19 protein-coding genes are annotated in these 25,351 nt (G+C 69.4%); 12 read left to right on the forward strand and 7 right to left on the reverse strand.

Annotated features, from left to right (window positions below; all coding sequences use genetic code 11):
- Positions 1 to 7: 7 nt before the first annotated feature.
- From ACSYGO_RS44575 to ACSYGO_RS44585, 3 genes are all read left to right on the forward strand, one after another.
- Positions 8 to 853, forward strand: coding sequence for a fumarylacetoacetate hydrolase family protein (locus ACSYGO_RS44575; protein WP_460390230.1), 846 nt, complete (start codon positions 8 to 10; stop codon positions 851 to 853).
- An 80-nt stretch (positions 854 to 933) separates the two neighbouring features.
- Positions 934 to 1,569: a TetR/AcrR family transcriptional regulator gene (locus ACSYGO_RS44580; RefSeq protein ID WP_460390231.1), complete on the forward strand. Its 636-nt coding sequence runs from the start codon at positions 934 to 936 to the stop codon at positions 1,567 to 1,569.
- A 216-nt stretch (positions 1,570 to 1,785) separates the two neighbouring features.
- Complete coding sequence (locus ACSYGO_RS44585; protein ID WP_460390232.1) at positions 1,786 to 3,264, forward strand: APC family permease; 1,479 nt, start codon at positions 1,786 to 1,788, stop codon at positions 3,262 to 3,264.
- An 83-nt stretch (positions 3,265 to 3,347) separates the two neighbouring features.
- Here the strand turns inward: ACSYGO_RS44585 and ACSYGO_RS44590 are convergent, their stop codons facing one another.
- Positions 3,348 to 4,061 carry a type 1 glutamine amidotransferase gene (locus ACSYGO_RS44590; protein ID WP_460390233.1) on the reverse strand — a complete coding sequence of 238 codons (714 nt, stop codon included), beginning with the start codon at positions 4,059 to 4,061 and terminating at the stop codon, positions 3,348 to 3,350.
- 113 nt (positions 4,062 to 4,174) lie between these two features.
- Between ACSYGO_RS44590 and ACSYGO_RS44595 the strand changes: the two genes are divergently transcribed.
- The gene (locus ACSYGO_RS44595) at positions 4,175 to 5,665 is read left to right on the forward strand and encodes an aldehyde dehydrogenase (RefSeq protein ID WP_460390234.1); all 1,491 of its coding nucleotides are present in this window, start codon (positions 4,175 to 4,177) and stop codon (positions 5,663 to 5,665) included.
- Positions 5,662 to 6,363, forward strand: coding sequence for a gamma-glutamyl-gamma-aminobutyrate hydrolase family protein (locus ACSYGO_RS44600; RefSeq protein WP_426674887.1), 702 nt, complete (start codon positions 5,662 to 5,664; stop codon positions 6,361 to 6,363). Before ACSYGO_RS44595 ends, ACSYGO_RS44600 begins: the two co-directional genes overlap by 4 nt.
- Positions 6,364 to 6,412: 49 nt before the next feature.
- Here ACSYGO_RS44600 and ACSYGO_RS44605 read toward each other — a convergent pair whose 3' ends face one another.
- Positions 6,413 to 6,985, reverse strand: coding sequence for a MarR family winged helix-turn-helix transcriptional regulator (locus ACSYGO_RS44605; RefSeq protein WP_426674886.1), 573 nt, complete (start codon positions 6,983 to 6,985; stop codon positions 6,413 to 6,415).
- Positions 6,986 to 7,143: 158 nt separating this feature from the next.
- Between ACSYGO_RS44605 and ACSYGO_RS44610 the strand changes: the two genes are divergently transcribed.
- The gene (locus tag ACSYGO_RS44610) at positions 7,144 to 8,742 is read left to right on the forward strand and encodes a phytoene desaturase family protein (RefSeq protein ID WP_460390235.1); all 1,599 of its coding nucleotides are present in this window, start codon (positions 7,144 to 7,146) and stop codon (positions 8,740 to 8,742) included.
- Positions 8,743 to 8,811: 69 nt separating this feature from the next.
- Here ACSYGO_RS44610 and ACSYGO_RS44615 read toward each other — a convergent pair whose 3' ends face one another.
- Positions 8,812 to 9,066 carry a hypothetical protein gene (locus ACSYGO_RS44615; protein ID WP_432172976.1) on the reverse strand — a complete coding sequence of 85 codons (255 nt, stop codon included), beginning with the start codon at positions 9,064 to 9,066 and terminating at the stop codon, positions 8,812 to 8,814.
- Positions 9,067 to 9,691: 625 nt separating this feature from the next.
- Here ACSYGO_RS44615 and ACSYGO_RS44620 point away from each other — a divergent pair.
- Complete coding sequence (locus ACSYGO_RS44620; RefSeq protein WP_426674883.1) at positions 9,692 to 10,024, forward strand: hypothetical protein; 333 nt, start codon at positions 9,692 to 9,694, stop codon at positions 10,022 to 10,024.
- Positions 10,025 to 10,505: 481 nt separating this feature from the next.
- Here ACSYGO_RS44620 and ACSYGO_RS44625 read toward each other — a convergent pair whose 3' ends face one another.
- Positions 10,506 to 11,135: a class I SAM-dependent methyltransferase gene (locus tag ACSYGO_RS44625; protein ID WP_435221166.1), complete on the reverse strand. Its 630-nt coding sequence runs from the start codon at positions 11,133 to 11,135 to the stop codon at positions 10,506 to 10,508.
- A 281-nt stretch (positions 11,136 to 11,416) separates the two neighbouring features.
- On the opposite strand from ACSYGO_RS44625, the gene ACSYGO_RS44630 reads away from it, so the two are divergent.
- Entirely contained in the window at positions 11,417 to 12,001 is a 585-nt protein-coding gene (locus ACSYGO_RS44630) for a YrhB domain-containing protein (RefSeq protein ID WP_460390236.1), read from the forward strand.
- 105 nt (positions 12,002 to 12,106) lie between these two features.
- A complete protein-coding gene (locus ACSYGO_RS44635) occupies positions 12,107 to 12,940 on the forward strand; it encodes a S1 RNA-binding domain-containing protein (protein WP_460390237.1) in 834 nt (277 codons plus the stop codon).
- A 355-nt stretch (positions 12,941 to 13,295) separates the two neighbouring features.
- On the opposite strand, the gene ACSYGO_RS44640 is transcribed toward ACSYGO_RS44635, so the two are convergent.
- Positions 13,296 to 20,303 (reverse strand): glycoside hydrolase domain-containing protein, encoded by a 7,008-nt coding sequence (locus ACSYGO_RS44640; protein WP_460390238.1) that lies wholly within the window; start codon positions 20,301 to 20,303, stop codon positions 13,296 to 13,298.
- Positions 20,304 to 20,661: 358 nt separating this feature from the next.
- Here ACSYGO_RS44640 and ACSYGO_RS44645 point away from each other — a divergent pair, with 358 nt between their 5' ends.
- A complete protein-coding gene (locus tag ACSYGO_RS44645) occupies positions 20,662 to 21,309 on the forward strand; it encodes a hypothetical protein (protein ID WP_460390239.1) in 648 nt (215 codons plus the stop codon).
- A gap of 132 nt (positions 21,310 to 21,441) precedes the next feature.
- Positions 21,442 to 21,789, forward strand: a complete 348-nt coding sequence (locus tag ACSYGO_RS44650; RefSeq protein WP_460390240.1) for a hypothetical protein — start codon at positions 21,442 to 21,444, stop codon at positions 21,787 to 21,789.
- 148 nt (positions 21,790 to 21,937) lie between these two features.
- Here the strand turns inward: ACSYGO_RS44650 and ACSYGO_RS44655 are convergent, their stop codons facing one another.
- A complete protein-coding gene (locus ACSYGO_RS44655; RefSeq protein ID WP_460390241.1) occupies positions 21,938 to 22,669 on the reverse strand; it encodes a dienelactone hydrolase family protein in 732 nt (243 codons plus the stop codon).
- Between the two features lie 395 nt (positions 22,670 to 23,064).
- Between ACSYGO_RS44655 and ACSYGO_RS44660 the strand changes: the two genes are divergently transcribed.
- Entirely contained in the window at positions 23,065 to 24,276 is a 1,212-nt protein-coding gene (locus ACSYGO_RS44660; RefSeq protein WP_460390242.1) for a glycoside hydrolase family 3 N-terminal domain-containing protein, read from the forward strand.
- 67 nt (positions 24,277 to 24,343) lie between these two features.
- On the opposite strand, the gene ACSYGO_RS44665 is transcribed toward ACSYGO_RS44660, so the two are convergent.
- On the reverse strand, positions 24,344 to 25,213 hold the full coding sequence (locus tag ACSYGO_RS44665) for an ABC transporter substrate-binding protein (RefSeq protein WP_460390243.1): 870 nt from the start codon (positions 25,211 to 25,213) through the stop codon (positions 24,344 to 24,346).
- Positions 25,214 to 25,351: the final 138 nt, after the last annotated feature.

Genomic DNA, 25,351 nt, shown 5'->3' on the forward strand with positions numbered 1-25,351 from the left:
GGCTGTCATGCCCGAATACCGCCGCATCCTCCTCGACGGCGCCGCCGTCCAGGTCACCGCCGACGGGGACGAACTCGTCGCCGGGGACGGCCGTCGCGTCAAGACCGAGGAGGCCCAGCACCTGCCGCCGGTCGTGCCCTCCAAGGTGATCGCCGTCCACCTCAACCACCGCAGCCGCGTGGACGAGTTCCAGATCGGCCTGCCGGACACCCCGACCTACTTCCACAAGCCGACCTCGGCCCTCAACTCCCACAAGGGCGCCGTCGTCCGCCCCGAGGGCTGCAAGTGGCTCAACTACGAGGGCGAGGTCGCCATCGTCATCGGGAGGAGCGCGCGGAACATCTCCCCGGCCGAGGCGGGGGAGTACATCGCGGGCTACACCGTCGCCAACGACTACGGCCTGCACGACTTCCGCGACACCGATGCCGGTTCCATGCTCCGCGTGAAGGGCTCCGACACCCTCTGCCCGCTCGGCCCGGGCCTGGTCACCGACTGGGACTTCCACGGCAAGAGCCTGCGGACGTACGTCAACGGCGAGGTGGTGCAGGACGGTTCGACCGACGAGATGCAGTGGGACATGCACTACCTCGTCGCCGACATCGCCCGCACCATCACCCTTCACCCCGGCGACGTGCTGCTGTCCGGCACCCCGGCCAACTCCCGCCCGGTCCGGCCCGGCGACGTCGTCGAGGTCGAGGTCGAGGGCCTGGGCCGGCTCACCAACCGCATCGTCACCGGCCCCACCGCCATCCGTACCGACGTCGGTGCTCAGCCCACCGAGTCCGAGGAGGTGCTGTCCACCGCGCTCGGCGGCGACTGGGAGTTCCGGGGCATCCGCCCACCCCGGCGGTGACCCCGGCCGCGAGACGGCTTCGCAGCGACCCGGCGACCGAGCGGCCGGGTGCGACGGTCCGCGCAGGTAGGGTCGCTCGCATGACCGAGTCCGCCGACGCGCCCCAGAGCCGGAAGCCACGCAAGCGCCTGCACTACGGCGAGGGCCGCGAGGCGCTGCTCAACGCCGCGGTCCGGGTGGTGGCCCGCGGCGGCCTGCGCAAGCTCACCTACCGGGCCGTCGCGGAGGAGGCCGGGGTCACTCATGGCCTCGTCGTGCACCACTTCGGCTCGCGCGACGCGCTGATCGAGGCGACCCTCGCCCACACGATCCGCACCTCGCTGACCACCAGCGCGCTCGAACCGGGCACCGGCAAGGTCGCGGACTTCGCGGCCGGGGTGTCCGAGATGGTCACGGCGGACCCCGACCTCCAGGCCTTCCAGTACGAGCTCCTGCTGGAGGCGCGCCGCAGGCCGGAGCTGCTGGTACCGCTGCGCGAGCTGTACGACGAGTACTTCGACGCCACACAGCGCGAGTTGAGCCGCATGCTGCCGGCCGGCGCGGACGAGGCGCTGACCCGGCTGGTCTTCGCCGCCCTGGACGGTCTCGTACTGCACCAGCTCGTCCTCGGCGAGCCCGAGGTCATCGTCGCCGCCCTGGAGGAGCTGCGGTCCCTGCTGCGGCTCCTCCACGCCGACGGCGAGGGCGACGGCCCCGGCGACAGAGGCAGCTCGTGACCATCTGAGGTGCTGCCCGGTGCAGGGCCCCGGACGTTTCGCGTCCGGGGCCTTTCGGCGTTTCCCGTCCGTGCGGCTGTGCTCGGGGTGGCTCCTGCCGCCACGGCAAAAAACATCGCCCGACCCCCTTGTCATCTGGATAGTTCGGGCCCAGTATGAGGCAACTCGTTTGGCTCTAAACAATCCTCCTTCCACGTCCCCAGGCAGGTGATCCGCGTGGACAGTCAAACGGTCCAGAGGAGTCAGACGATGCAGGACGACTCCGCGACAGGCCGGCTCAAACCCAACTCGCTCGGTGTGCTGGGCATCCTCTTCTTCGTTCTCTCCGCGCAGGCACCGCTGACCGGCATCGCCGGGGCCGTGCCGATCGCCGTCGCCATCGGCAACGGCGCGGGAGTGCCCTCCGCGTATGTCGTGGCCGGCCTCGTCGTCCTGCTGTTCTCCGTCGGCTTCGTCGCCATGGGGCGGCATGTCGTGGACGCCGGCGCCTTCTACACCTACATCGGCAAGGGGCTCGGCCGCCGCGTCGGCTCGGGCAGCGCCGGTGTCGCGCTCTTCGCCTACTGTGCGATCCAGGCCGCGATGTACGGGCTGTACGGCAATATCGTCAGCGGCCTGGTCCAGCAGTACGCCCACGTGCACATCGCATGGTGGGTCTTCGTCCTGGTGACCATGGCGATCGTCCAGGTCCTCGGCGCCGCCGGGATCGAGATGGGTGCCAAGCTGCTGGCCGTGTTCGTGCTGGCGGAGTTCAGCATCCTGTTCGTCTTCGCCCTGGTCACCTTTTTCAAGGGCGGCGGCCCCCAGGGGCTGGACTTCACCGGCAGCTTCTCGCCCAGTGCCGCGCTCCAAGGTGCACCCGGCGTGGCGCTGATGTTCGCCGTGGCGTCGATGTTCGGCTTCGAGGCCACCGCCATCTACGGCGAGGAGGCGCGCGAGCCGCGCAAGACCGTGCCCCGGGCCACCTATCTGTCCGTCGTCGTGATCAGCGGCTTCTTCGCCTTCACCTCGTGGATGCTGGTCTCCGCCCACGGCGCCTCGCAGGCCACCGCCGACGCCGGCAAGGCGCTGGGTGGCGGTGACGCCTCCGGATGGGTCTTCGCGCCGATCACCGCGCAGTTCGGTGGCTGGGTGGGCGATGTCCTGCCGATCCTGCTGGCGACGTCCCTCTTCGCCGGCATCCTCGCTTTCCACAACTCCGCCAACCGCTATCTGTTCTCGCTCGGCCGCGACGGCCTGCTGCCCCGCGGGCTGTGCAGGCTCAACAAGCGCCACTCCCCGTGGACGGCCGGCGTGGTGCAGTCCGTGGTCGCCGTGCTGCTCGTCATGCCGTTCGCCCTGCTGGGCAAGGACCCGGTGCTGACCCTGTTCTCGTGGTTCAGTGGAGTCGCCGTGCTGGCGATCATGCTCCTGTACTTCCTGACCTCCGTGTCCGTGGTCGCGTTCTTCCGCCGCGAGAGGCTGGACACCCGCCCCTGGAACACCCTGATCGCCCCCGTGCTGGGCGCGCTCGGCATCGCCGGCGCGATCTGGCTGATCCTCGCCAACTTCACGACCCTCATCGGCGGCGACTCGGGCACGGCCACCTGGCTCGGCCTCATGGTGCCGGTGGTCCTGGTCCTCGGCGTCGTCGCGGACCACGTGACGCGCAACAGGACGCGGGTGGAGTCCGCCCGGGCCGCCGAGGCCGCCTGAGTACGCCGCTGCCCCCGCGGTGCGGCCGGTCCGGGTTCCCGCTCGTCGGGCCCGGACCGGCCCACTCCGCCGCGAGGAACGCGTCAGCCGGCAGTCCCGCCCGCCACCCGGTCGAGGAACGCGTCGACCAGGCGGCGGGCGTTCGCCCGGCCCGCCCGCTCCAACGCCTCGGTCCGGGCGAGCAGTTCGCCCGGGTCCACGCCGTGCCGCAGGCACTGCTCCGTGCCGCCGTTCTCGAGATACCGGCGCACCGTCGTGGCGGTGATCTCCGGATGGAACTGCACGCCCAGGCTGCGTCCCAGCCGGAACGCCTGTGCGCACACCGCGTTGCGGGCCAGCTCCTCGGCCCCGGGCGGCAGCAGGCAGCGGTCGTAGTGCCACTGGAACCAGGGGCCGGGGCCGATCAGCGAGGGATCGTCGGTGCCGACCTCCACCCAGCCGATCTCCGCGCGCGGCGACGTCTCGACCGAACCCCCGAGCGCGGTGGTCAGCGCCTGCGCACCGAAGCAGACACCGAGCACCGGGACACCGAGGTGATGGGCCTTGCGCAGCAGGGCCAGTTCGCCGCCGATCCAGGGGCCGACGGCCGTCTCGTCGTAGACCGACCAGGGGGCACCGAGCGACACGATCAGGTCCCAGCCGTCGGCCGCGGGGAAGTCGAAGGTCACCTGCGGAGTGTGGTGGCGGTGCTCGGGCACGACCGTCACGACGGTCAGGTCGTAGCCGCGCTCCACGAGCCGCGCCCCGACCGGACCGGGGTCGGTCACATGGTCGTGCTGGATGACGAGTGCGCGCACGGCGGGCTCCTTTCCGGGGGTTCGCGGACCCGCCGCAGCGGTCCGTGAACTCTTGTGATGGCTCTGCTCACACCATATCGTTTGGAATCAAATAAACTCTCTGGAGGTTCCGCATGCTGGACATCACCCACGAGGAGTGGCTGCGCCGAGCCAAGGCACTGGACCTGCCCGGCGTGCATCACATCGACGGCGCCGACGAGGGCGGGGGAGGGGCCGTCTTCGCCGCCGTCTCGCCCCGTGACGGCCAGGTGCTGACCCAGGTCGCCGACGGGGGCGCGCACGAGGTCGACGCGGCCGTGGCCGCCGCCCGCCGCGCCTTCGACTCCGGACCCTGGCCGCGGCTCGCCCCCGCCGACCGCGGCCGGATGCTGCTGCGCATCGCCGATCTGCTCGAAGAGCGGCGCGCGGAGCTGGCGTTGACCGTCAGCCTGGAGATGGGCAAGCCGATCACGGACGCCCACGACATCGAACTGCGGGCCGTGATCACCACATTCCGCTGGTACGGGCAGCTGGCCGACAAGCTGCACGACGAGTCGCCCCACACCGCCCCGGACGCCCTCGCGCTGGTCACCCGGGAGCCGGCAGGCGTCGTCGGCGCGGTCGTGCCGTGGAACTTCCCCCTGACGCTGGCCGGTTGGAAGATAGCCCCGGCGCTCGCCGCGGGCTGCACCGTCGTACTGAAGCCGTCGGAGAACTCACCCCTGTCGGCCCTGCTGCTCGGCCGGATCGCCACCGAGGCCGGACTGCCGCCGGGCGTGCTGAACGTGGTGAACGGCGACGGGCCGGTGGCCGGGCGCGCCCTCGGTCTCCATCCCGGCGTGGACGTCCTGGCCTTCACCGGCTCCACCGCCGTCGGCCGCCACTTCCTGCACTACTCCGCCGACTCCAACCTCAAGCGGGTCTGGCTCGAACTCGGCGGCAAGTCGCCCAACATCGTGCTGCCCGACGCCCCGGACCTGGAGAAGGCCGCCGCCACCGCCGCCTGGGGCATCTTCTTCAACCAGGGCGAGATGTGCACCGCCCCGTCCCGGCTGCTCGTGCACTCCTCGGTCGCCGAACAGGTCACCGAGGCGATCGTGCGGCGGGCCCATGAGCTGAGGGTCGGCGACCCGCTCGACCCGGCGACCGAGATGGGCGCCATGGTCGGCGAGAACCATCTGGTACGGGTCCTCGGCCACATCGGCACCGGCCTGGAGGAGGGCGCCCGCCTGCGCGCCGGCGGCGACCGCACGGCCGGCGAGACCGGCGGCAGCTTCCTGCAGCCCACCGTCTTCGACCAGGTGGACCCCGGCATGCGGCTGGCCCGCGAGGAGATCTTCGGCCCGGTCCTGTCCGTCCTCACCTTCGACGACCTGGACGAGGCCGTCCGCCTCGCCAACGCCACCGAGTACGGCCTCGCGGCCGGCCTGTGGACCTCGGACCTGTCCACCGCCCACCGGGTCTCCCGGGCCCTGAAGGCCGGCACGGTCTGGGTCAACTGCTACGAGGAGGGCGACCTGACCGTCCCCTTCGGCGGCATGAAGCAGTCCGGCAACGGCCGCGACAAGTCCGTACACGCCCTTGAGAAGTACACCGAACTGAAGACCACCTGGATCCAGCTGTGACCCGTCCCCTGATCGCGATCCCCGCCCGCTTCGCCGCCACCACCTCCGCGCTGCGCTACGCCGCCGAGGTCAACGCCCGTGCGCTGATCGAGGCGGTGTGGCGGGCCGGCGGCGAACCGGCGAGCATCCATCCCGCACCCGACGACGTGGCCGGACGTCTCGCCCGCTTCGACGGCGTCCTGCTCCCCGGCGGCGGGGACCTCGCCCCGCACCGCTACGGCGCCACCGACACCCACGACAGCGTCTACGACGTCGACGACCTCCAGGACGACTTCGACCTCGAACTCGCCCGGCAGGCCATCGACTCGGGCGTGCCCCTGCTGGCGATCTGTCGCGGACTCCAGGTCGTCGACGTCGCTCTCGGCGGCACCCTGGAGCAGGACATGGGCGGCCCGGACAGCGAGCACCGGCACCTCGTGCACCCGGTGGCGATCCGGCGCGGCACCCTGCTGGAGCGGGCGACGGGCGCGGAGAAGGTGGAGGCGTCCTGCTACCACCACCAGCGGATCAGCCGCACCGGCACGGGACTCACGGTCACCGCACGCGCGGCCGACGGAACCGTGGAAGGCCTCGAACTGCCGGGCGCCCGCGGATGGTTCACCGCGGTGCAGTGGCACCCGGAGGACACCGCCCACGAGGACCCGGCCCAGCAGGGCCTCTTCGACGCGCTCGTGCGGGCCGCCGGCGAGCGGGGCTGAACCGGCTCGCGCACGAACCGTCGCCGGACCGGGGCCGCCCCGGTCCGGCTCAGGCCTGTGCCCGGCGTCCGCTGCGGCGCGGCGCCGGAGGAGCGCCGTCGAGCAGGGAGAGCCGGCGCTCCTCCCCGTTCTCCTCGACCTGGAGCACGACCTGCCGCAGCCCCTGCGCGATGCCGCGGCACTCGTCGTCGCTGAGCCGCCCGGCCACGAAGGCCTCTTCCTGGTTGAACGCGGGGAAGAGCCGCTGCATCAGCTCCTCGCCCTCGTCGGTGAGGCTGAGCAGCACCAGCCTGCCGTCGGTGGGGTGACCGGCCCGCTGCACGAGCCCGCGCTTCTCCAAGGTCCTCGACACCCCGGTGAGCGTCCCCTTGGAGATCCCCGCCTCCTCCGCGACGTGCCGGGTCTCCGACTCGCCCCACACCCAGACCACCCACAGGACGACGAACGCCGTCCAGGTCAGATCCGCGCCGCGCAGCACGGAGTTCTCCAGGTGCTGCCGGACCGCGGAGGCGGCACGGTAGATGTTGGCCACGACGGCCATCTGCTCACGGTGGATCGGGATACCGCCGAGCTTGGCCTCCGCCAGCTTCTCGGCCTGCGTGATCGATCGTTCGCCGGGCACGGGCACACTCCTTGATGCCGCGAGGGCATGTCGGACCTCGAATGTCGTTCGGATCCAAATTGTACGTTCCCGCAGTCGGCGGCCCGCGGCGGCGACCGGGAGCGGGCGGTCACGCCCGGGCGTCGCGGCCGCTCCATTGGTAATCTGGCACTGGGACGATGACTACTTACGACGCGATCGTCGTCGGCGGTGGCCACAACGGCCTCGTCGCGGCGCTGTATCTCGCCCGCTCCGGCTGGTCGGTGACCGTTCTGGAGCGTAACGACGTCGTGGGCGGCGCGATCGCCGGCGGCGAGGTCACCTTGCCGGGCTTCGTGCACGACCTGTACTCGACGAACCAGAACCTGTTCCTGGGGTCGGCCGCCTACGCGGACTTCGGGGCCGACCTCACGCGCCTGGGCCTCAAGTTCCGTGTCACCACGTCCCCGTACGCCAATGTCTTCCCCGACGGTCGGAGCCTGCGGGTCTACCAGGACCACGCGAAGACCATCGACACACTCGCGGCGCACAGCCCTGAGGACGCCGACGGCTTCGACCGCCTGTACGCGGTCTACCAGCGCTACGCCCCCTGCTTGTTCGCACTGTACGGCTCCGCGCTCCCGTCGTGGACGGCCACCCGCGAGGTCGTCCGTCTGCTGCGCAAGCAGGGGAAGAGCGGTGCTCTGGATCTCGCTCGAACACTCCTCATGAGCACACGGGAACTGGGGGAGACCTGGTTCGCCAGCCGCGAGGCGCAGGCCATGGCCGCCTGCTGGGGCATGCACCTCGACTTCGCTCCCGACGTGGCCGGCGGGGCGATGTTCCCGCTGCTCGAGCTGTTCGCCGACATGGAGAACGGCATGTCCGTGGTCGAAGGCGGCGCGCAACGGCTACCGGAGGCACTCGCGGCTCTGCTCACTGAGAAGGGCGGCGAAGTTCACACCAGGGTAGAGGTGGACCGGGTGCTGTGCGAAGGCGGGCGAGCGGTCGGCGTACGGACGGCGGACGGCACCGTGCTGCATGCCCGCCGTGCGGTCATCGCCAACACGGGTCCCGGCGCACTGTACGAACGACTCCTCGAACCGGAGCAGGTCCCCTCCGACGTGCGGCGCAGAGCGCGCGCGTTCCGCTACGGCCCGGGCACACTGATGGTGCACCTCGCACTCGACGGCCCGCTGCCGTGGACCGGGGACGAGGACCTCGGCGAGTTCGGATACGTGCACGTCGCACCGTACGTCGACGACCTCGCGCGGACCTACGCCGAGGCCCAGGCCGGGGTCCTCCCGACTGATCCGCTGCTGGTGGTCGGCCAGACGACGGCGATCGATCCGACGCGCGCTCCCGCAGGAAAACACATCGCGTGGATCCAGGTACGAACCGTGCCTGCTGTTGTCCGCGGTGACGCCGCGGGCACCGTCAAGGCAACGGCGTGGCCCGAGATCGCGGAAGCAATGGGGGATCGGGTGCTGGCCAAGCTCGAGCGCTATGCACCCGGTGCCTCCTCCCGGATCGCCGGCCGGGCCGTCCACACGCCGCAGGACCTCGAATCGGCCAACCCCAACCTGGTCGGCGGCGACAGCGCTGGGGGTAGCCACCACCTGCCGCAGAACTTCCTGTTCCGCCCGCTGGGCAGCGGACACAACGGGTACCGTACAGCGGTCCGCCGCCTCTACCTCACCGGCGCCGTGACCTGGCCCGGGGCGGGCAACAACGCGGCCTCCGGACGGCTGGCGGCACTACAGGTGCTTCGAGACGCGCGCAGACGAAGAACCCTATGAGGGTCTCGGAGAGCCGTTCGCCGCGGAGCGGCGTCCTGTCCGACCGAGCCTCATGAGCCCCGAGGGCCGTCACCGTACGGCAGTGGCCCGTGGACTGACCTCACAGCGATCGATGGCCTCCACGGGGCCCGCGCTGGCAGCGGCCACCCGGACCTTCGCTTTGCTCTTCGCGGACACCATCACCTCGTCGTAGGACTCGCTCATGGTGGAGCCGTGCGCGTCCTTGTAGCCGATTTTCACGCCGAAGAGGCCCTGGCGCCCGTTCGGATTCCTGACCTCGACCGTCGTGTACGGGTCGTCCGTGTCCGCGCAGTGTGCGAGCACGGCGGTGCCGTCCTTCAGAGGCCGGGCGGGAGTGGCGGAGGGGGACGCCGTGGGGGAGGAACGGTCGGTCGGCCGTGACCGCTGCGTGCCGCCGCTCTCACCGGTGCCCGACCCGGAGTCGGCGCCGACCGCCCTGCCGGACTTTGCTGTTGACGCAGACTGCGGAGCGGAATTCGCTTTGCCCGACTCAGTAGCACCACATCCGGACAAAACCATGACTGCCGCCAAAACCACTCCGGCGGTCATGTGCACCCGCTTGATCACGTCACTCTTTCGAAGAACGGCGCCGCCGGATCGATTCCAGGACGGCTGCGCTGGTCAGCGCGTGCAGAGGTTACCAGCGGGCGGAGATCCGGAAGAAGCGCCAAGCCGGGCCCGACGAGGACGATCACGTCGATCATTGGCCCCCATTCGTCCTGGAGGCACAATGATCGAGTGCTTCCTCCTCGCCTGCTGTGGACCGATCCGCGGCCCATTCCCCGGTTCGCGCGAGTGGATCCGGCCGGCGCGTGACTTCAGACGATCGTCATCCCTGCCGATGGCCCGCGCGAGCCCGTCCCAGGCCAGGCTGTGTTTGACAAATGATCTCTGCGAAGCTTCGGTGTCCGAGGCCGAAGGAGGGGTCATGGGGATTGAACTGGAACTGCACTCTGGGCGACCAACGCGAAAGAGGTCGTCTCGGGACACCTTGCTGCGGGGCTCTTGCGAGCACGGTGAAGCGTTGGCCAGGGTGCTGAGCACCCTCGACCGGGATGGCTCGGGCAGGCTCGGCCGGGTAGATCCGTACGGTGACACGCTGTTCAACGAACAGGAAGCTCAAGTCGCCTGCCAGGAAGTCGTCGCCCTGACACAGGGGTGTACTGACGACCAGCAGAAGGCCGCTCTGCTTGACCTTGCGGAGCTCCTTGAAGCGTGTGCGGCGACGCCGGGCAGCTACTTGTGGTTCATGGGTGACTAGCCATACCTGATGGCGAGGCCTGGCCATGCGAACAGACAAGCTCGCCATCGCCTACCAGGGCGCACTCCACCTCGCCGCCATCCTCATCTGGACGTGGCCGCGCCAAGCCGATAGTGGATCCCCAAAGTAGTTGCTCCGGGCCCAACTCCATTGCTTCGGATCACTCGCCAACAGCCTCTATCTGCTCCCAGTCCGTGGGAGTGCCCGGCCCTCCATAGGCGTCGACGAACTGGTAAAGCGTGCCGTCCGGAGAAACCGTGGGCGGGGCGATACCGAACCATGCGGCGTCACATTCGTGGCATACCCACAGGCGGCGACCGTCTTTGACCAGATGGAACGCCGACACCTTGCCTGCGTTGCATCGAGTGCAAACAACCACCAACTACCCCCTTTCGCACGGGTCACGCTGCCGCGCAACTATCGCAGCGGAGCTCAAGAACCCTGGACTGAGCGCGGTCTCCTGCCGTCAAAGAGACAGGCTCTAGGGTCGGCGGGCCAGTACGTGGGTGTCCAGGAAGCCCCGCTCCGAGGCCGGGTCGTGGAGCAGTCGCGCGACCGTGACGAGCCCGGCCCCGTCCAGCAACTCGGTGAACCGGTCCACCGGCCAGCTGTAGGCGGGCGCCACCTTGTGATCGAAGCGGACCGGCTCCGGTCCCTCGGTCCCGAAGAGCGAGACCAGGAGCAGGCCTCCTGGTGCCAGGACACGCACTTGCTCGGCGAGCAGTGCGGGGAGTTCGCCCGGCGGCGTATGGATCATCGAGTAGCGGGCCAGGACTCCGCCGAGCGCGCGGTCCTCGACCGGCAGCGCTTCCATCCGCGCCTCGTCGAACCGCAGCGCCGGATGGGCCCGCCGAGCGTGGTCGACCATGGCGGGGGAGAGGTCGAGCCCGAAGGCGTCCAGCCCCAAGTCGTGCAGCATGGCTGTCAGATGTCCGGGCCCGCACCCGACATCGGCGGCCCGCAGGTTCCCCGTCTCGCGCACCAACTCGGCGAAGGTGCCGACCATGGCCCGCGCGAACGGCTGCGTCTCCAGCCGGTCGGCGAACATCGACGCATAGAGCTCGACGACACCGTCGTAGGCCGTCCTGGTCTCGTCCTGGTGTTCCGCCACGGGAAAGAAGCTAACATCCGTGCCGCGCACAGCAGTTCGCGGCCCTTCCCCATCCCCGCAGCGATCCCCACGCCTTGGGACTGACCGTCCGGTCGCCCGTTCACGGGACAACCCAAGTGGTTCGGAGGAGGCGCATGCGGGCGAGAGCGGCACCGACGCAGGGCAGGTGTTCCGTGGCTGTCGTAGTCCTGAGCAAGAAGGTTCGTCAGACGCCTCGCACGTGGCGCCGGGCCGTGTGAATTCGCTGGTCGAGAGAGCGGCCCGTAGGGGATGCTGCACACGTGATCGAGCGAGAAGCCGCCGTTCGGACTGTCGATGAACAGCTGGAGCGCGACTACCGGCGGTGGCGGGCTGTGAGTGGGGACGCGATGCGGATGGCCGTGGTCGACGTCGAAGAGCACGAGCTGGTGTGGATCGTCTCCTGGCAGTCCGAGCAGTTCGCACGCACGCGGAACTCGGAGTACATGTTGGCCGGCAATGGGCCGTACCTGGTCGACCGCGTCGACGGGGGACTGCACCAGATCGGCGTCGTCTCCGCGGTGACCGGTGAGTGGGAGGCCGACTACCGAGCCCGGATACGCGGGCTGCCAGTGCGCACCGCAGTGGACGACCTGCACGATGCGCTACGCGATGTCGCCGCTGCGCGCAGGCGCATGCACGCCGTGCGGACACTGCGCCAGAGGCTTCCCGTGCTCTCGCCTGCGGAAGCCATCGAGTACGTGAACGCGTTGCTGGCCGGTGACGCACCCGCGCACCTCGTGGCCGTCGCCACCGAGGAACTCGTGGATCCTCTCAACCCGGCTCTTGCTGTGGAGACCCTTCTGAGCGGGGCGACGATCCGAGCCGGGTGGAGGACTGACGGATGACTGGCATGCCACGGGGCATGCCGAGCGTGGGCCATCGAACGCTTCGCCCCGTGCAGTTCACCATCGCCGGTCCGGCGCACGGCTCTTCGTGAGAGGGTGGACGGTATGGGGGCGGCGTCGGGGGATCAAGGTTTTCGGGAGTTCCTGGCAGGAATCCGCATCGGCGACCTCTGCAGCGGGACTGTCGCAGAGGTCACGCGGTCTCAGGGGGTGACGGTCACCCTGGACGGATACTCGGCACGCCCGCTGGGGGTCGTCTGGCCTTTGGACGTCTCCTGGAGCTGGAATCAGTCCGCGGTCGTGGAGGTGGGCCGGCGGATCACCGGCGAGGTGATCGCCATTGATCCGGACGAGGGCCACGCCCGGCTGTCGATGGCCGCTGCCGAGCACCCCGAGCTGTGGGCGTTCCTGAAGGCACGTCAGCGCGGCGAGATGCTTTCCGGCACGGTCGCGGCCATCGAGCGGTTCGGTGTGTTCGTGGCGCTGGACGAGGGCCCTGAGCATCCGGTCTTCCCCGGCGTCGGGTTCATCACGATTCCCGAACTGTCCTGGCGGCCCATCGAAGCCGTCTCGGACGTCGTTCAGGTGGGGCAGCGCGTCTCGTGCGAGTTCCTCCGGTTCGACACATGGAACGGCGAGGCCAGACTGTCCCTGAGAGCGACACGGCCGGACCCCTTCCAGGCATTCGCCGACAGCGTCGCGATCGGCCGAGCGCTGCGGGGACAGGTCACCAAGCTGGTCCCGTTCGGCATCTTCGTCCGGGTCGCCGACGGCATCGAGGGACTGGTCCATCTTGAGGAGCTCGCCTGGACGCCGGTGGCGACTCCAGAGGATGTCGTAGAGGTGGGCGACGAGGTGACGGTCGTGGTCACGGAGGTCGACCGGGAGAGGCGCCGGCTGGCCCTCTCCCGACGGCAGGTGTCACCTGACCCCCGGTGACACCTCCACGTCACCGTCACAGCCATCGGATGGCGGCATGGCTGCTGGTGGATCAGGTCGGTGGACTCCACCGGAGCAGCACCTTCAGCGGAGTCGGTGAGGCGGCCGCGGGCTTCGTCGTGCCGGGTTCTGAGTCCCTGGCGGAGGCGGTCGCGGACGACGGCCGGTTCGGCTGCTTCGAGTTCAGACAGTTCCTCCAGGCGCCGGGTGTCGGCAACGGCCGAGCAGCAGACGACGACGGCCCCTCTGGACGAACCAGTGTGGTTCGTCCAGAGGGGCCGACCGTTACCGGCGTTGCCGCGCGAGGATCAGCAGGAATCTCGCGCCGCTCCACGGCGCCCGGCTGGTCCGGCGATCACCGCGTGCCGTCGGCGCCACGGGTCCTCAGGGGATCCGCCCACTCCGCCGCCGGCGACCAGAGTCCGGTGCCGTCGGCGGAGCCTGCTCCGTCGCCTGCGGGGTTCCACAGGGCGGATGCTCCGGCGTCGTGGTCACCGCCGTTGCCACCGGCCGCGACCGGCCGGTCATCGCGGTCCGTGGGCTGGAACCCGACCGTGTAGGTCCTGGTGACCGAACCGTTGGCCGAGGTCACCTCGATGGTGCGGGTGGTGAACCGGGAGCCGCTCGACGAGAGGACCGAACTGCCGTCGGTGACCTTGACCCGAGCGCCGGACTGGGCCGGCGTGGCGGAGACGGCCGGGATCCTCTTGTTCTTCGGCCAGTCGACGACGTACGTGGACACGTTCGGATCGAACCCGTCGATCGCGACACCTCCGACGGTGATCGCCTTGGCGTCGGCGACACTGGCCTTGGTGGCGTCCGAGAAGTTCTTCACCGTGACCGAGCCGTCGGCCCCCACGACCACCTTGGCCGCCATCGCCGCCGCCAGGTTGATCCGCTGCCAGCTCGCTTCACCGTCCGCGGTGAGGTCGAGCGGGTAGCCGGAGTCCGTGGCGGTCTGCTCCAGGATCTGGGTGCGCTGTTCTGCGGTGAGGTCCGGGAAGGACGTGATCAGCAGGGCCGCCGCGTCGGACGGCGTCTTGAGAGCCTGTCCGGCCCTGCCGACCTGGGAGAATCCGTAGGTCAGGCGCCGCGTGTACCGGTCGACGTCCTGCGCCTTGCTCAGGCCGGCGTAGGCGTCACCCTCGCAGGCCTCGAGGGTGTCGCCGTATCCCTGCTGCTCGCACTGCGTGAGCAGTACGTTCTCCATCTCGGTGTGGGCCTGCATCAGCAGGTCTGCGAACTCGGGGTCCGCCCACCGGTGTGCGACGGTTGCCTGTCCGGAGATCCGGCCGCCCATGACGTCCAGCGGGTAGTGGAACCCGAGGACGATGCGGTTGTCCCCGTACTCCGAGGTGCGCGCGAGGATCGACGGTGCGAGTTCGGGCAGGAGCGTGGCGAGGATGGTGCCTGCCTCGTAGCCGCCGTAGGTGTGCCCGCTCGGGTACGAGCCGCTGGTGGTGAGGCTTCCGTACGAGCCGTCCTGCGATTCGTAGATGCGGCCGCCGTCGCCGACGAATCCGAGTCGTACGTACGGGCGCAGGTAGCCGTAGTGGTTCTTCGCCGCGTCGCCCTTGTCGAGGTTCTTCGTGACGCGGGAGAACAGGGCGCTGGTCTTGGGCAGTTGGCCGCCCTTCAAGGCATCGCTGTAGATCTGGCCGAGCCGGGAGCCGAGGCCGTCGGCCATCGTGACGGTGGAGCTGTTCGTCGCGTCGACCTCGGCCCGGTCGACCTCCTTCTGCGTCGCCGCGTTGTTGATGCGTACGGCGATCTGGTCGTTCTCAGCGGTCGGCGGAGTGCCCTGGGACACCTTGGTGTTGGCGCCGAGGATGCCGGAGTCGAGGTCGTCGAAGCCGTTGAGCAGGTCGTAGAAGTAGTCGGTCCCGTCGCCGGTCCCCGGCCACTTGTCCGACGCGTAGGTCGCGTTCAGCGTGTCGTCCGGGAAGGGGGACGGCACGTAGGTCGGGTCGGAGGCGTCCGCGGAGGCGGTTGCGGCTGAGGTGTGCGCCGACGTGGCCGCGGGGGAGCCGTCCGAGCTTCCGGCCAGGGTGAGGGCGGTGACGGTCGCGGTGTGTGCCTTCGCCTTGCCTGCGGCCGCGAGCAGCGCCGTGTGCGTCGTGGCGGAGACGTGCGTCGTGGTGCCGTCGCCGAGGGCCACGGTGTAGCCGATGATCGGGAACCCGCCGTCTCCGGCCGGCCGCCAGGTCACGCGGACCAGTTCGCCGTCGGTGATCACACCCGTGACCGTCGGCTTCTGCGGCGTGCCACCGTCGGTCACCACCGGTGCCGTGGCCGCGCTCGGCTGCGAGGTGCCGACGGCGTTCACCGCACGGACGCGCGCCGTGTACGGCTTGCCCGTCCGCAGCCAGGTGAACGTCGTGCTCCGGCTGTTCGGATCGCGGATCTCGACCTGGTGGCCGTCGTCCAGGGTGACCTTGTAGCCGGTGACCGGCGAGCCGCCGGTGTCCTTGGGCGCCGACCAGGCGACGGTCACACTCGTGCCGGACGACGTCGCCGACACCGCGTCGGGCGCGGCGGGCACCGTCCTGGGCTTCGTGGTGAGTGCGGACATGGCGTGCTGGAGCGCGTCGTACCGTGCCGCCAGGCTCGCGTCCGTGGTCGTGTCGGTCACCAGGGCGGTCTTCGCCTCGGTGAGTGCCTTGGTGAACGCCTGCCACGACGTGTCCGTGTAGCGCGCGTCATCGAGGGCCGACGCGGTCGTGACCAGGTCCTCCAGTCGCAGCCTCGGCAACGGGACCAGCTGTTTGGCGGCGAGGGTGAGGCTGCGGGTCTGTGTGTCGGCTTCGAGCTGGGTCGTGCCGTCGGCGTCGACGAGGGTGCGGGCGGCGGCGAGTTCGCGCCGGTACACACCGAAGTCGATCGTGTCGTAGCGCGCCGCGTCGGCGGAGAGCCCCTCGTACTGCTCGATCGCCTTGCGCAGGGCGGACTTGTCGGTGACGGCGGGCGTCTCGACGTGGTGGAAGGTGATCCGGCCCAGGTTCGCGACGTACGGGTGCGAGGAGTCCGGGTTCGTCGTCAGCCGCAGGTAGACGGTGTGCGTGCCGGTGATCGCCTTGGGCAGCGTCAGGCTCGTCGTCCCTCCGGACGACCACGCGGCTCCCGTGACCGGCAGCGGCACGGTCGCGTACGGCGTGCCGGGGTCGGCCGCATCGAAGGAGTCGAGGTAGAGCTGGACGGCGGAACCGGTGCCGCAGCGTGCGGAGTTGTTGACGTAGGTGATCGTGACGGTGCCCTTCGAGGAGCTGCCGAAGTCGATGTCCCCGTAGTTGAGCCAGGCTCCGTTGTAGGTGCCGCCGAGGTCGGTGGTGGAACCCGCGCCGGTCCAGCCGACCGGCTCGCTCTTGAGCCCACCGCCGCTGTTCGAGCGGAACGCGGTGGCGTCGAAGCCGACGGGAGCGTCGGTGTCCTGCGTCAGGGTCAGCGAGTAGATGTTCCCCACGTAGGGCTGGGAGGACGACTGTGTGCTGGAGACGAAGTCGGCGTACACGTCCTGGACGCCGGTGAACACGCTCGGGTCGAGGTGCACGCTTGTGGTGGCGATGGTTCCCCAGCCCGATCCGCTGTAGTCGAGGGGGACGTCCACGGTCTTCGGGCCGTCCTTCGAACCGAGGTGCAGTTCGATGTGCGAGTCCGACGCCGCGCGCGACTGGGGCTTGTCATAGCGGACGGTGACGGTGTCGGCGCCGTCGCGCAGATCGGTGTCCTTCCATTCGGCCCACGCGCCGTTCGTCACGTTCTCGAAGATGCCGTTCGAGAGGTTGAGCGGGGCCGAACCACCGCCGGTCGTGGTGCTGTTGACCGCGGTCAGCGTGGCGAGTGTGGTGGCGGGGGTGGTGGAGCTTTCGTACGGCGAGAACTGGTACCAGTCGAAGTTCGACACCCACTGCTGGCCGGCCGGCGCATGGAACACGAACGTCGCACTGGACGCGTCCAGCAGGGCGTCCGCGTCGGTGACGGCCGCCTGCACCGAGCTGTAGTACTGCCAGCCGCCGGTTCCGGGAAGCTGGACGGTGGCGACGAGGGGCCCGTCGGCAGCGCCGGCGTGGACGTCGACACTGCTCGGCTTCGCGTTGGTCGCCTGCGAGTTCGCGTAACGGACCGAGATGGTCCGCGGGGTGACCCCACCGAAGTCGAGCTTGGTGAACCGCTCCCAGGAACCCTCGGTGACGCCACCGAGATTGCCGTCCGAGTTGTTCTTCTCGCTTGTGAGGCTGGGGCCTTCCTTCTGGTCGGGGGACTCGGCCTGCAGGACGGCGTAGCCGCCCTCGTCGATGGTGAGCGTGTCGATGGCCGACTGAAGCGCGTCGTCGGCGGCCATGATCGTGCCCGTCGCCCAGGTGGTGTCCGCGAGGACGGTCCGGGCCCGTTCGAGCGCCGCCCGGAACAGCGTCCAGGAGCCGTCGGAGTAGTTGCCGCTGCGCACCAGGGACGCCTGGTCGACGAGTGCGCGAAGGGTTGTGCGGTGCACCGCGGCGGCGGAGATGACGAGCGGGTCGGTCGGGGATGTCCCGGTGCCGCGCACCGTCGAGGCCGGCACGCCGTGGGCGAATGCCGCGTCGGCGAACGTGATGCCGATGTGCGCGTCGACCTCTGCGGTGCCGGTGAGTGACAGCGTCGCCGTGCGCGAGCCGGTGACGCGGAGGTCCGCCGTGACACCGCCCGGCAGGCCGGTAACGGTCGCCGCTCCGGTCTTGGTAAGGCTGGTTCCCTTGCGGGCGGCGAACGACGCCGGTCCGGACAGCGTGAGCTTCACGGCGCCGTCGACCGTGCCGTCTCCCTCGGTGTCGACGGTGCCGGGACGGGCGGAGACGACGGTGTCGCCCTTGCCCGTTCCGCTGCCGCCGTCACCCGTGTCGCCGGAGTCGGTGTCGAGCGAGTACGCGGGCTCGGTGTGGGCGCCCCACTGGGAAGGCTTGGAACCCATGGTGAAGTCCAGGGTTCCGCCGGAGATGATCCGGGAGTAGTCGAGCCACGTGTTGTCGAACCGCTTGCCGTCGAGGGTCGCGCTCTGCACGTAGTAGGCGCTCGGCGACACGCCGTCGGCCTTCACCGTGAACCGGGAGCCGTTGGCGTAGGTGATCGTCGTGGACTCGAAGAACGGGCTGCCGATCTGGAACTGGCTGGACCCGGCGGTCACCGGGAACAGACCCAGGGCGGCACCGACGAACATGGTCGACATGGTGCCGGCGTCGTTGTCCATCGTCGGCAGGAAGCCGTTCGGGGAGAGCTTGTAGACCCGGGTCTTGACCGGCGGGGTGAACTGGCCGCCCGAGCTGGGGGCTTCGTTCGTCGAGCCCGTCGCGATGTAGCGGTTCCAGGTCGTGCCGGTGTAGATGGCACGCACCCACTTCTGCGTCAGGCTCGGCTCACCGACGTAGTTGAACAGGTACGGGGCCTGCAGGTCGATCTCGTTCGCGTTGGAGTGCAGCATGGTCGACCCGTCGTCGACACTGGAGTCCTCGCCGAACATGTGCTTGACCGCTGCCTTGCCGGCCTTCGCGCCGCCCATGGCCTTGATGAGGCCGCCCATGTCGTACGCGTCGTACCAGTGGTACTGCCACAGCGTGCCCTGGTAGAGGCCGGCCGCCTCGAACTTCTCGTAGTCGGCGCTCTGCCAGTCGCCGTTCGCGGCGCGCGGGGTGAGCAGACCGACCTTGGTGCCGTCGGACGCCGTCCAGGCGCCTGACTTCACGAGGTTGTCGATCGCCATGGTCGACTGGGTACGCAGCTTCTTCGCGTCCGCGTCCTTGCCCAGCGCGTCGGCGATGACGGACAGCGCCCACTGGTCGTAGCCGCGCTGGACGGTCGTACCGGGATCCCCGGTGACGTATCCCTGCCGCAGCTGCGCTCCCGTGTAGTACCCGGAGTACGACAGCAGCGCCGGGTACGCCTCGTCGAGCCGGTCGAAATTCTTGAAGCCCTTCGACAGCGCGTCGGCGACCAGCACGGCCGAACGCTCCCAGCGCACCGTCGGAACCGAGTGGGTGAGACTGCCCAGGCTCTTGCCCGAGGCGCGCGCGTCGGCGAAGAGCACGATCAGCGACTGCACCATGTCCCGGTAGGTGGCCGGGTCGATGTACGCCTCGACGGAGTACTTGCGGAAGTCGTCCCAGGTGGACCAGCCGTCGTAGTACGTGAAGCCGTTCGCCTTGTGCACCGCTCCGTCGGCGCCACGGTACGTACCACTGGTGCTGGTGGCGTTCACCGGCAGCGCGTACATACGGTACAGGTGCGTGTAGAACTCCTTGGTGAGCGTCGACCCGGGGTCGGACTTCTCCGAGGAGCGCACGGCGACGGCGCCGAGCGCGCTGTTCCACTCCGCCTTCGTCTGCGCGCGTGCCTGGTCGAAGGTGAGGTCACCCACCTCGCTCTGCTGGTCGGTCGCGGCCTGCTCCGCACTGATCGGCGACAGCGTGATGCGCAGTTCGACGTCGTCCCCGTGGGACGTGTCGAAGCCGAGGACGGCGCCGGTGTCGCTGCCGTCCTGCGCGGTCGCGTCGCCCAGCTTGCCGTCGTTGCCCCAGCTCTTCAGGGAGGTCACCGGGACGTTCGTGGTGGCGTCGTAATACAGCTTGTACGAGGCGCCGTTGAACGACCCGGCGATGAGCCCGGTGATCGACGTGGTCCCGTTCGGGAGCGTCGTCGCCTTCATGGTCGAGCGGGTACGGCTGGTGAAGTTGTTCGCGAGGTCGAGGACGAGTTCGGGGTTCGACCCCGCGGGGAAGCTGTACCGCTGCAGCGCCGTGCGCGTCGTCGCGGTCATCTCGGCCTTGACGGTGCCGGAGTCCTGCCGCACGGACGACGAGGTTCCCGAGACGGCCCCGAGGCCCACCTGGTAGTAGCCGGGCGTCGCGGTCTCGTCGTCGTGGCTGTACGCGTGGGCGTACGTGCTGGGGGCGGGCCGCCTGTCGTACTGCACGGAGGTCGGGACGACGAGCAGATCGCCACCGCCTCCCGAGCCGCCGACACCGTCGAGGTTCGTCGCGGTGAACCCGGCGATGTGGTCCTCGTTGTAGTCGTACCCGGTGTGGTTGCGGTCCGGCGTGGTCAGCGGGTTGACCTTGGCCAGACCGTGCGGCGCCTGAGCGCCCGGCAGGTCGTTGCCGTCATCGCCGGCGGTCGACACGAACGGGTCGACAAGTTTCGTGTAGTCCGTCCCGCCGGACCCCGCGGCCGCGGCTGCGACGGGCACTGCCACGGCGGCGCCACCACCCGCCAGCGCGGCGACGCCGAGCGCCCCGGTGAGCAGCGCCGCGATGGCCGCGCGCACGGGCCGGCGACGCCGGACGCCGGCTCTCAGAGGGACCACGCGGGGGAAAGGGGGATGAGATCTGATGGGCACGTAACCTCTCCAGCGTTGCTCTACGCACGCTCGGTTCGGCCCCCGGTGTGACAACGTTGTCAGCTCGGGCCACCGGGCGTGCAACCCAGAGTGAGACGGAAGTGAACCCCCAGCATCGCACCCGAACATCGGATTGCACCCGCCGCGATCACGACCGTCTGCCATGACACACGGAAAAGGCGTACAGGGCACGAACAATGATCGAACAGCACACGCGTGCCGGACGCCGTGAAGGCGCGGTGGAGGGGAGACAGTCAGGCGCTGTCCTGCCGATCACGCAATCCGTCGGAGGCTCCTACACTGCCTGACGGGGGAGCAGGTAGGCAGAGAAGGCGGACCGGAAGGGTAGACGCGGGGCGTGCGAAACGAGCGGTTGGCGGCCCTGTCGCCCGACCAGCGGCGCCAGGCCGCTGCGTTGGCCCTGTGGCCATGGCGTGCGCCGCTGCTCGCGTTCGAACTGGACGAAGCGTGGGGTATCGACCCATCCGTACTGGAGTCGCTGTTCCGCCTGGCAGCACAGGCTCCCAGTGAAGCGGCGGATCGGGCATACCTGCAGGCCGTCGCCGAGTTGAGCACGGCCCAACTGTTCGCATCCGAAGTGGACCCGGACACGATCGAGCTCGTCCAGTTGGAGACCATCGACAGCCTGCTGACCTTCGGCGCGTTGATCGACAGCTCTCGCTCAGGCGAGGTCGAGCGCGTAGTCGAGACCACATCCGGCCTGGCGAACTACCTCGACGGCCTCGTCGAGGGCTCGCTCCACTCCCACCCGTGGGAGCAAGCCCACCGCCAGTACCTTGCCGACCTGGCGGACACGGTCGGTGGCCAGGGCTATCTGGCCGCTCGGAGCTCTGCCGTCGAGTCGGCCTGCGACGACGCCCTCCGCTCGCTCCCCCATGAAGGACTGTCCGACTCCGACGCCGGTCGCGAGTTGCTCCTGCTGTGCGAGGACTTCGGCGAAGAGATCGTCACAACGTTGCGGTGGCTCCGGACGACCGGGTACTAGCGATCACGTCCTGAGCCAGATGACGAGCATAAAGCGCGGGTGGTGATCGGTGCCGGCGGGCGAGTCGGGCGGGGGCGGTCGTTGAAGAGCACGTCAAGGGCAGGTTCAGTGAGACGCGGATAGGGTGCCGACATGGCTGTCATGGAGGTCCGCAACGATTCAAAACGATGGCTCACGATGTGGCTCGAGCCACTCGGTGAGGACCGATGGCTCAAGCCTGACGAGACGTTCCGAGTCCGATCCGACTACAGCGGCGATGAGTTGGCGTTCTCCGTGGTCTTTTGGGTGGACGACGACGACCGGTCCGCAGGAATCGAGAATGTCGCCGTCTGGATCGAGGCCGGTGACTGCTACGCGGAGGTCGTCGACCAGGCGGGCAATATCGTCGAATGCGGGCACCAACGGCCCGATGAGGTGAACCGGCGTTGGGCGGCAGCGCTCGAAGAGGCGCGAAAGCGCGCAGCGGAGCGCAACGTCTGAGAGGAGTCCGTCGGCTGAGTGCGGCTGGGCGCACGGGTCGCGCGGATCCGTTCCACCTTGTGGCGGAGGCGCTGCTTTCCTCGGGCGCTGACCGTGCCGATCGGGATCCTGGTCCCGATCGGCACGTCATCGACTGGGGCCGGTGGTATCAGCCGAGATGCCGGGCGAAGAACTGAAGGGTGCTCTCCAGTTCATGGGCCGGAACGTCGCCGTGCTTGCCCGGGTTGGCGTGCAGGGTCTTGTCGGCCGAGGCCAAGGCATCGAACAGCGCCAGGCCTTGGTCTCGCGGCACCCGCTCGTCGTCCCACTGCAGCAGGAACCGCACAGGAACGGTGATGTGCCCGGCAGGCTCGGCTGATGCCAGTGCTCCGCCGAGTCCCAGTACCGCGGCGCGTACACGGGGTTCGGCGGCGACGAACGGTACGCCGAGTCCACACCCCAGCGACACACCCCAGTAGCCGACGGGGCCGGCGCCGACGTGGTCGAGTCGCTGAAGCGCATCCAGCACTGTCTGCCATTCCGGGACGGTCCGGCGCGCCACGAGTGCCTGGAAGTCGGCCAACAACGGCGCCAACTCTGCCCCGGCCGCCACACGCGCCTGGTTCTCGGTCGCGATCCGGTCGTAGGTCTCATCCGTGGGCCGGTCGCCGTGGCCGGGCACGTCCACGGCCGCCACCGCGAATCCGTAGGTGGCCACCAAAGGGTGTGCGAGGGCCAGGATGTCAGGAGCCTTCTTGTGCTGGCCGCCGCCGTGTCCCATCAGGATGAGGGGCCGAGTGCCGACGGCGGCTTCCGGGGTCCAGAGCACACCGGGTATCTCGCCGAGGGTGAAGAGCTGTTCGCGGACGCCGTCACTCGACGTCGCAGAGCTGAAGCGCATAGCCGTTCTGGCCTTTCGGGATGCCTTCTGCGGGCACTCCCTGGACCATGCGAGAGAGGGAGCCCCGACCTGTCTTAGCGTTGATCGGTCTCACCTCCGAAGCTCGTAGTGGTGCACGGCGCAGTGAAGCTACCATGCAGACCCTCAACTGCGCATACATGCACATCGGTTGACGCCTGCTGCGCGACGCGGACAGGCGATCTCGGAATCGGTGACTCTCCAAGACCGGCTGCCGAGAGCCGGCCGAGGCAGGCCGGCAATGCCATGTGAAAACCTCCGAGCAAGGACCTTGCGTACCAGCGGTGAAATCCCCGCGCGTTGATACGATGCCTACGGCAACCGACCACCCGCTCACGAGCCGAGCGGCCCGTCGCAGGCACACTCGGAGTCCCTTCATGGCATCGCACCGGTCGCTCGCCCACCCCTTCAGCGCCAAGCGTTCCGTCTGGTTCGCTTCCTCGCTGGCGCTGTCGCTCGCCGTGGCGGGAGTGGGAAGCGTGCAGATCTCGCAGGCCGCCATCATCGACCCGTCCGGGACACCCAACCACTTCGCGGCGAACACGTGTGCCGACAGGACCTTCAGGGCGCTGACGGTGCCGCAGCGTGTCGGTCAGCTCTTCATGGGATCGGTCAGGCCGTCCGCTCCGGACAGCACGCGCATCGACCTCATGCGCAAGTACCACGTCGGCTCGGTGTTCCTGGCCGGCCGGAGCAGTGCCGGAACCACGGCGACCAACACCCTCGTCCAGGGTCTGCAGGTCAAGGCGGACAGCGCGGCAGGGCACCGTGTGGGCCTTCTGGTGGCGACGGACCAGGAGGGTGGACAGGTGCAGGTGCTGAGCGGGCCCGGATTCTCGACCATCCCCAGCGCCCTGACACAGGGAAGCTGGACGACGTCGAAGTTGCGCAGCGAAGCCGCCGTATGGGCCGAGGAGCTCAAGGCGGCCGGTGTGAATCTGAACCTGGCCCCCGTCGCGGATGTCGTACCGGAAAGCCTGGGCACGGCCAACGCCCCGATCGGCCGGTACGACCGCGAGTTCGGACACACCGCTGCGACTGTGGCCCCCCACAGTGACGCGTTTCTTGCGGGCTCCGCCCAGTCCGGAGTGTTGGCCACGCTCAAGCACTTTCCGGGGCTCGGCAGCGTGCGGGACAACACCGACACCACGGCCAACGTCGTGGATACCGTGACAACGCGGGACAGTTCGAGCATCACGACGTTCGGGTCCGGGATCAAGGCCGGGGCGCCGTTCGTGATGATCTCGTCCGCCACCTACAGCAAGATCGACGCGAACAACCGGGCCGCGTTCTCGTCGACGGTGATTCAGGGACTGCTGCGCAAGACTCTGGGCTTCAAGGGCGTGGTCGTGTCGGACGATCTCGGCAACGCGGTGGCGGTGAAGGCCGTACCCGCGGGCGACCGGGCGGTGAAGTTCCTGTCTGCCGGCGGTGACTTGGTCCTCACGGTCGAACCGAACCTGATCCCGGCCATGACCCAGGCAGTGCAGAGTCGCATGACACAGAGCGCGACTTTCCGCGGGCAAGTGGACGCAAGCGTCCATCGCATCCTGAACGCCAAGCAGAAGGCAGGCTTGCTGTCCTGCTGATGACCCGGACGCTCCGCTGCCTCGGGCATCCGCTCGAAGCCGGCGTCTGCCCACAAAGCGACAGAGCTCAGGGGGCGGTGCGATAGCACTCGGCCGCGGTGAAGTCGGCGGAGACGCCGAGTTCGGCGGCGACCGCGGTGATCGCGGCGTCGGCGACCGCGAGGTCGACTTGGCCGTCGGTGCTGAAGTGCGGTGCGACGAAGGTGTCGTAGTGCGCTCGGGCTTCGACGGGTGTGTGTCCGCCGAGGAACGTCTGCATGTACCGCACCGTGGTGTCGGGGTCGTCGCGGATCACCTTCAGGGCACGGCGGTGCGCCCGCAGGACGGCCCGGACCGCGGGGTCGTCCAGGGCGGTGTAGGTGGTGTCGACGGCCAGGCCCACGGTGGGGATCTGGAAGTGGTCCCCCATCCAGGCCAGCACGTGCCAGCCGTACTCGGCGGCCACCGCCTCCGGCGCCATGGTGCTGCCCACCAGTGCGGCGTCGATCTCGCCGTCGCGCAGCCGACGCAGGTCCATGCCGTAGTCGCCGGGCGACCGGACGATGGACTGGATGTCACGGTCCGGGTCGAGGCCGGCCCTGCGCAGCACGATCCGGGTGAAGCACCCGGGTGCGGTGTGTGGGGCATGCACGGCCAGCCGTCGGCCGGCCAGGTCGGCGAGGGAGGTCAGGCCGGGGCGGGCGAGGAACCAGAACAGGGGGCGGTGGGTGTTGACGCCGAGTCCGACCCAGGGGGTGCCGTCCGTCAGCCGGGACAGCAGTGCCCGGCCGAGGCCGATGGTCGCGCCGTGGCGCAGCCGTTCCTCGTCCCAGGTGCAGCCGTCGCGCAGCGCGACATGCACGCCCTCGTCGGCGTAGAAGTCCTCCTGGTCGGCGATGTAGGCGGCCAGTTCCTCGTGCAGGCCCCGCCCGACGTAGGCGAGATCGATCGTGTGCATGAATCGGTTTCCTTGATCGTGTGATCGGTCAGGCGCCCCAGGCGGCCACGGACACCGCGGTACATGAAGCCGAGGTGGCTGTGCGCCGGATGGTGTGGCCGGAAGGGGACGGTGGGCCCCGTGTGTGTGGGGGCGAGG

This window comes from Streptomyces krungchingensis (assembly GCF_054729265.1).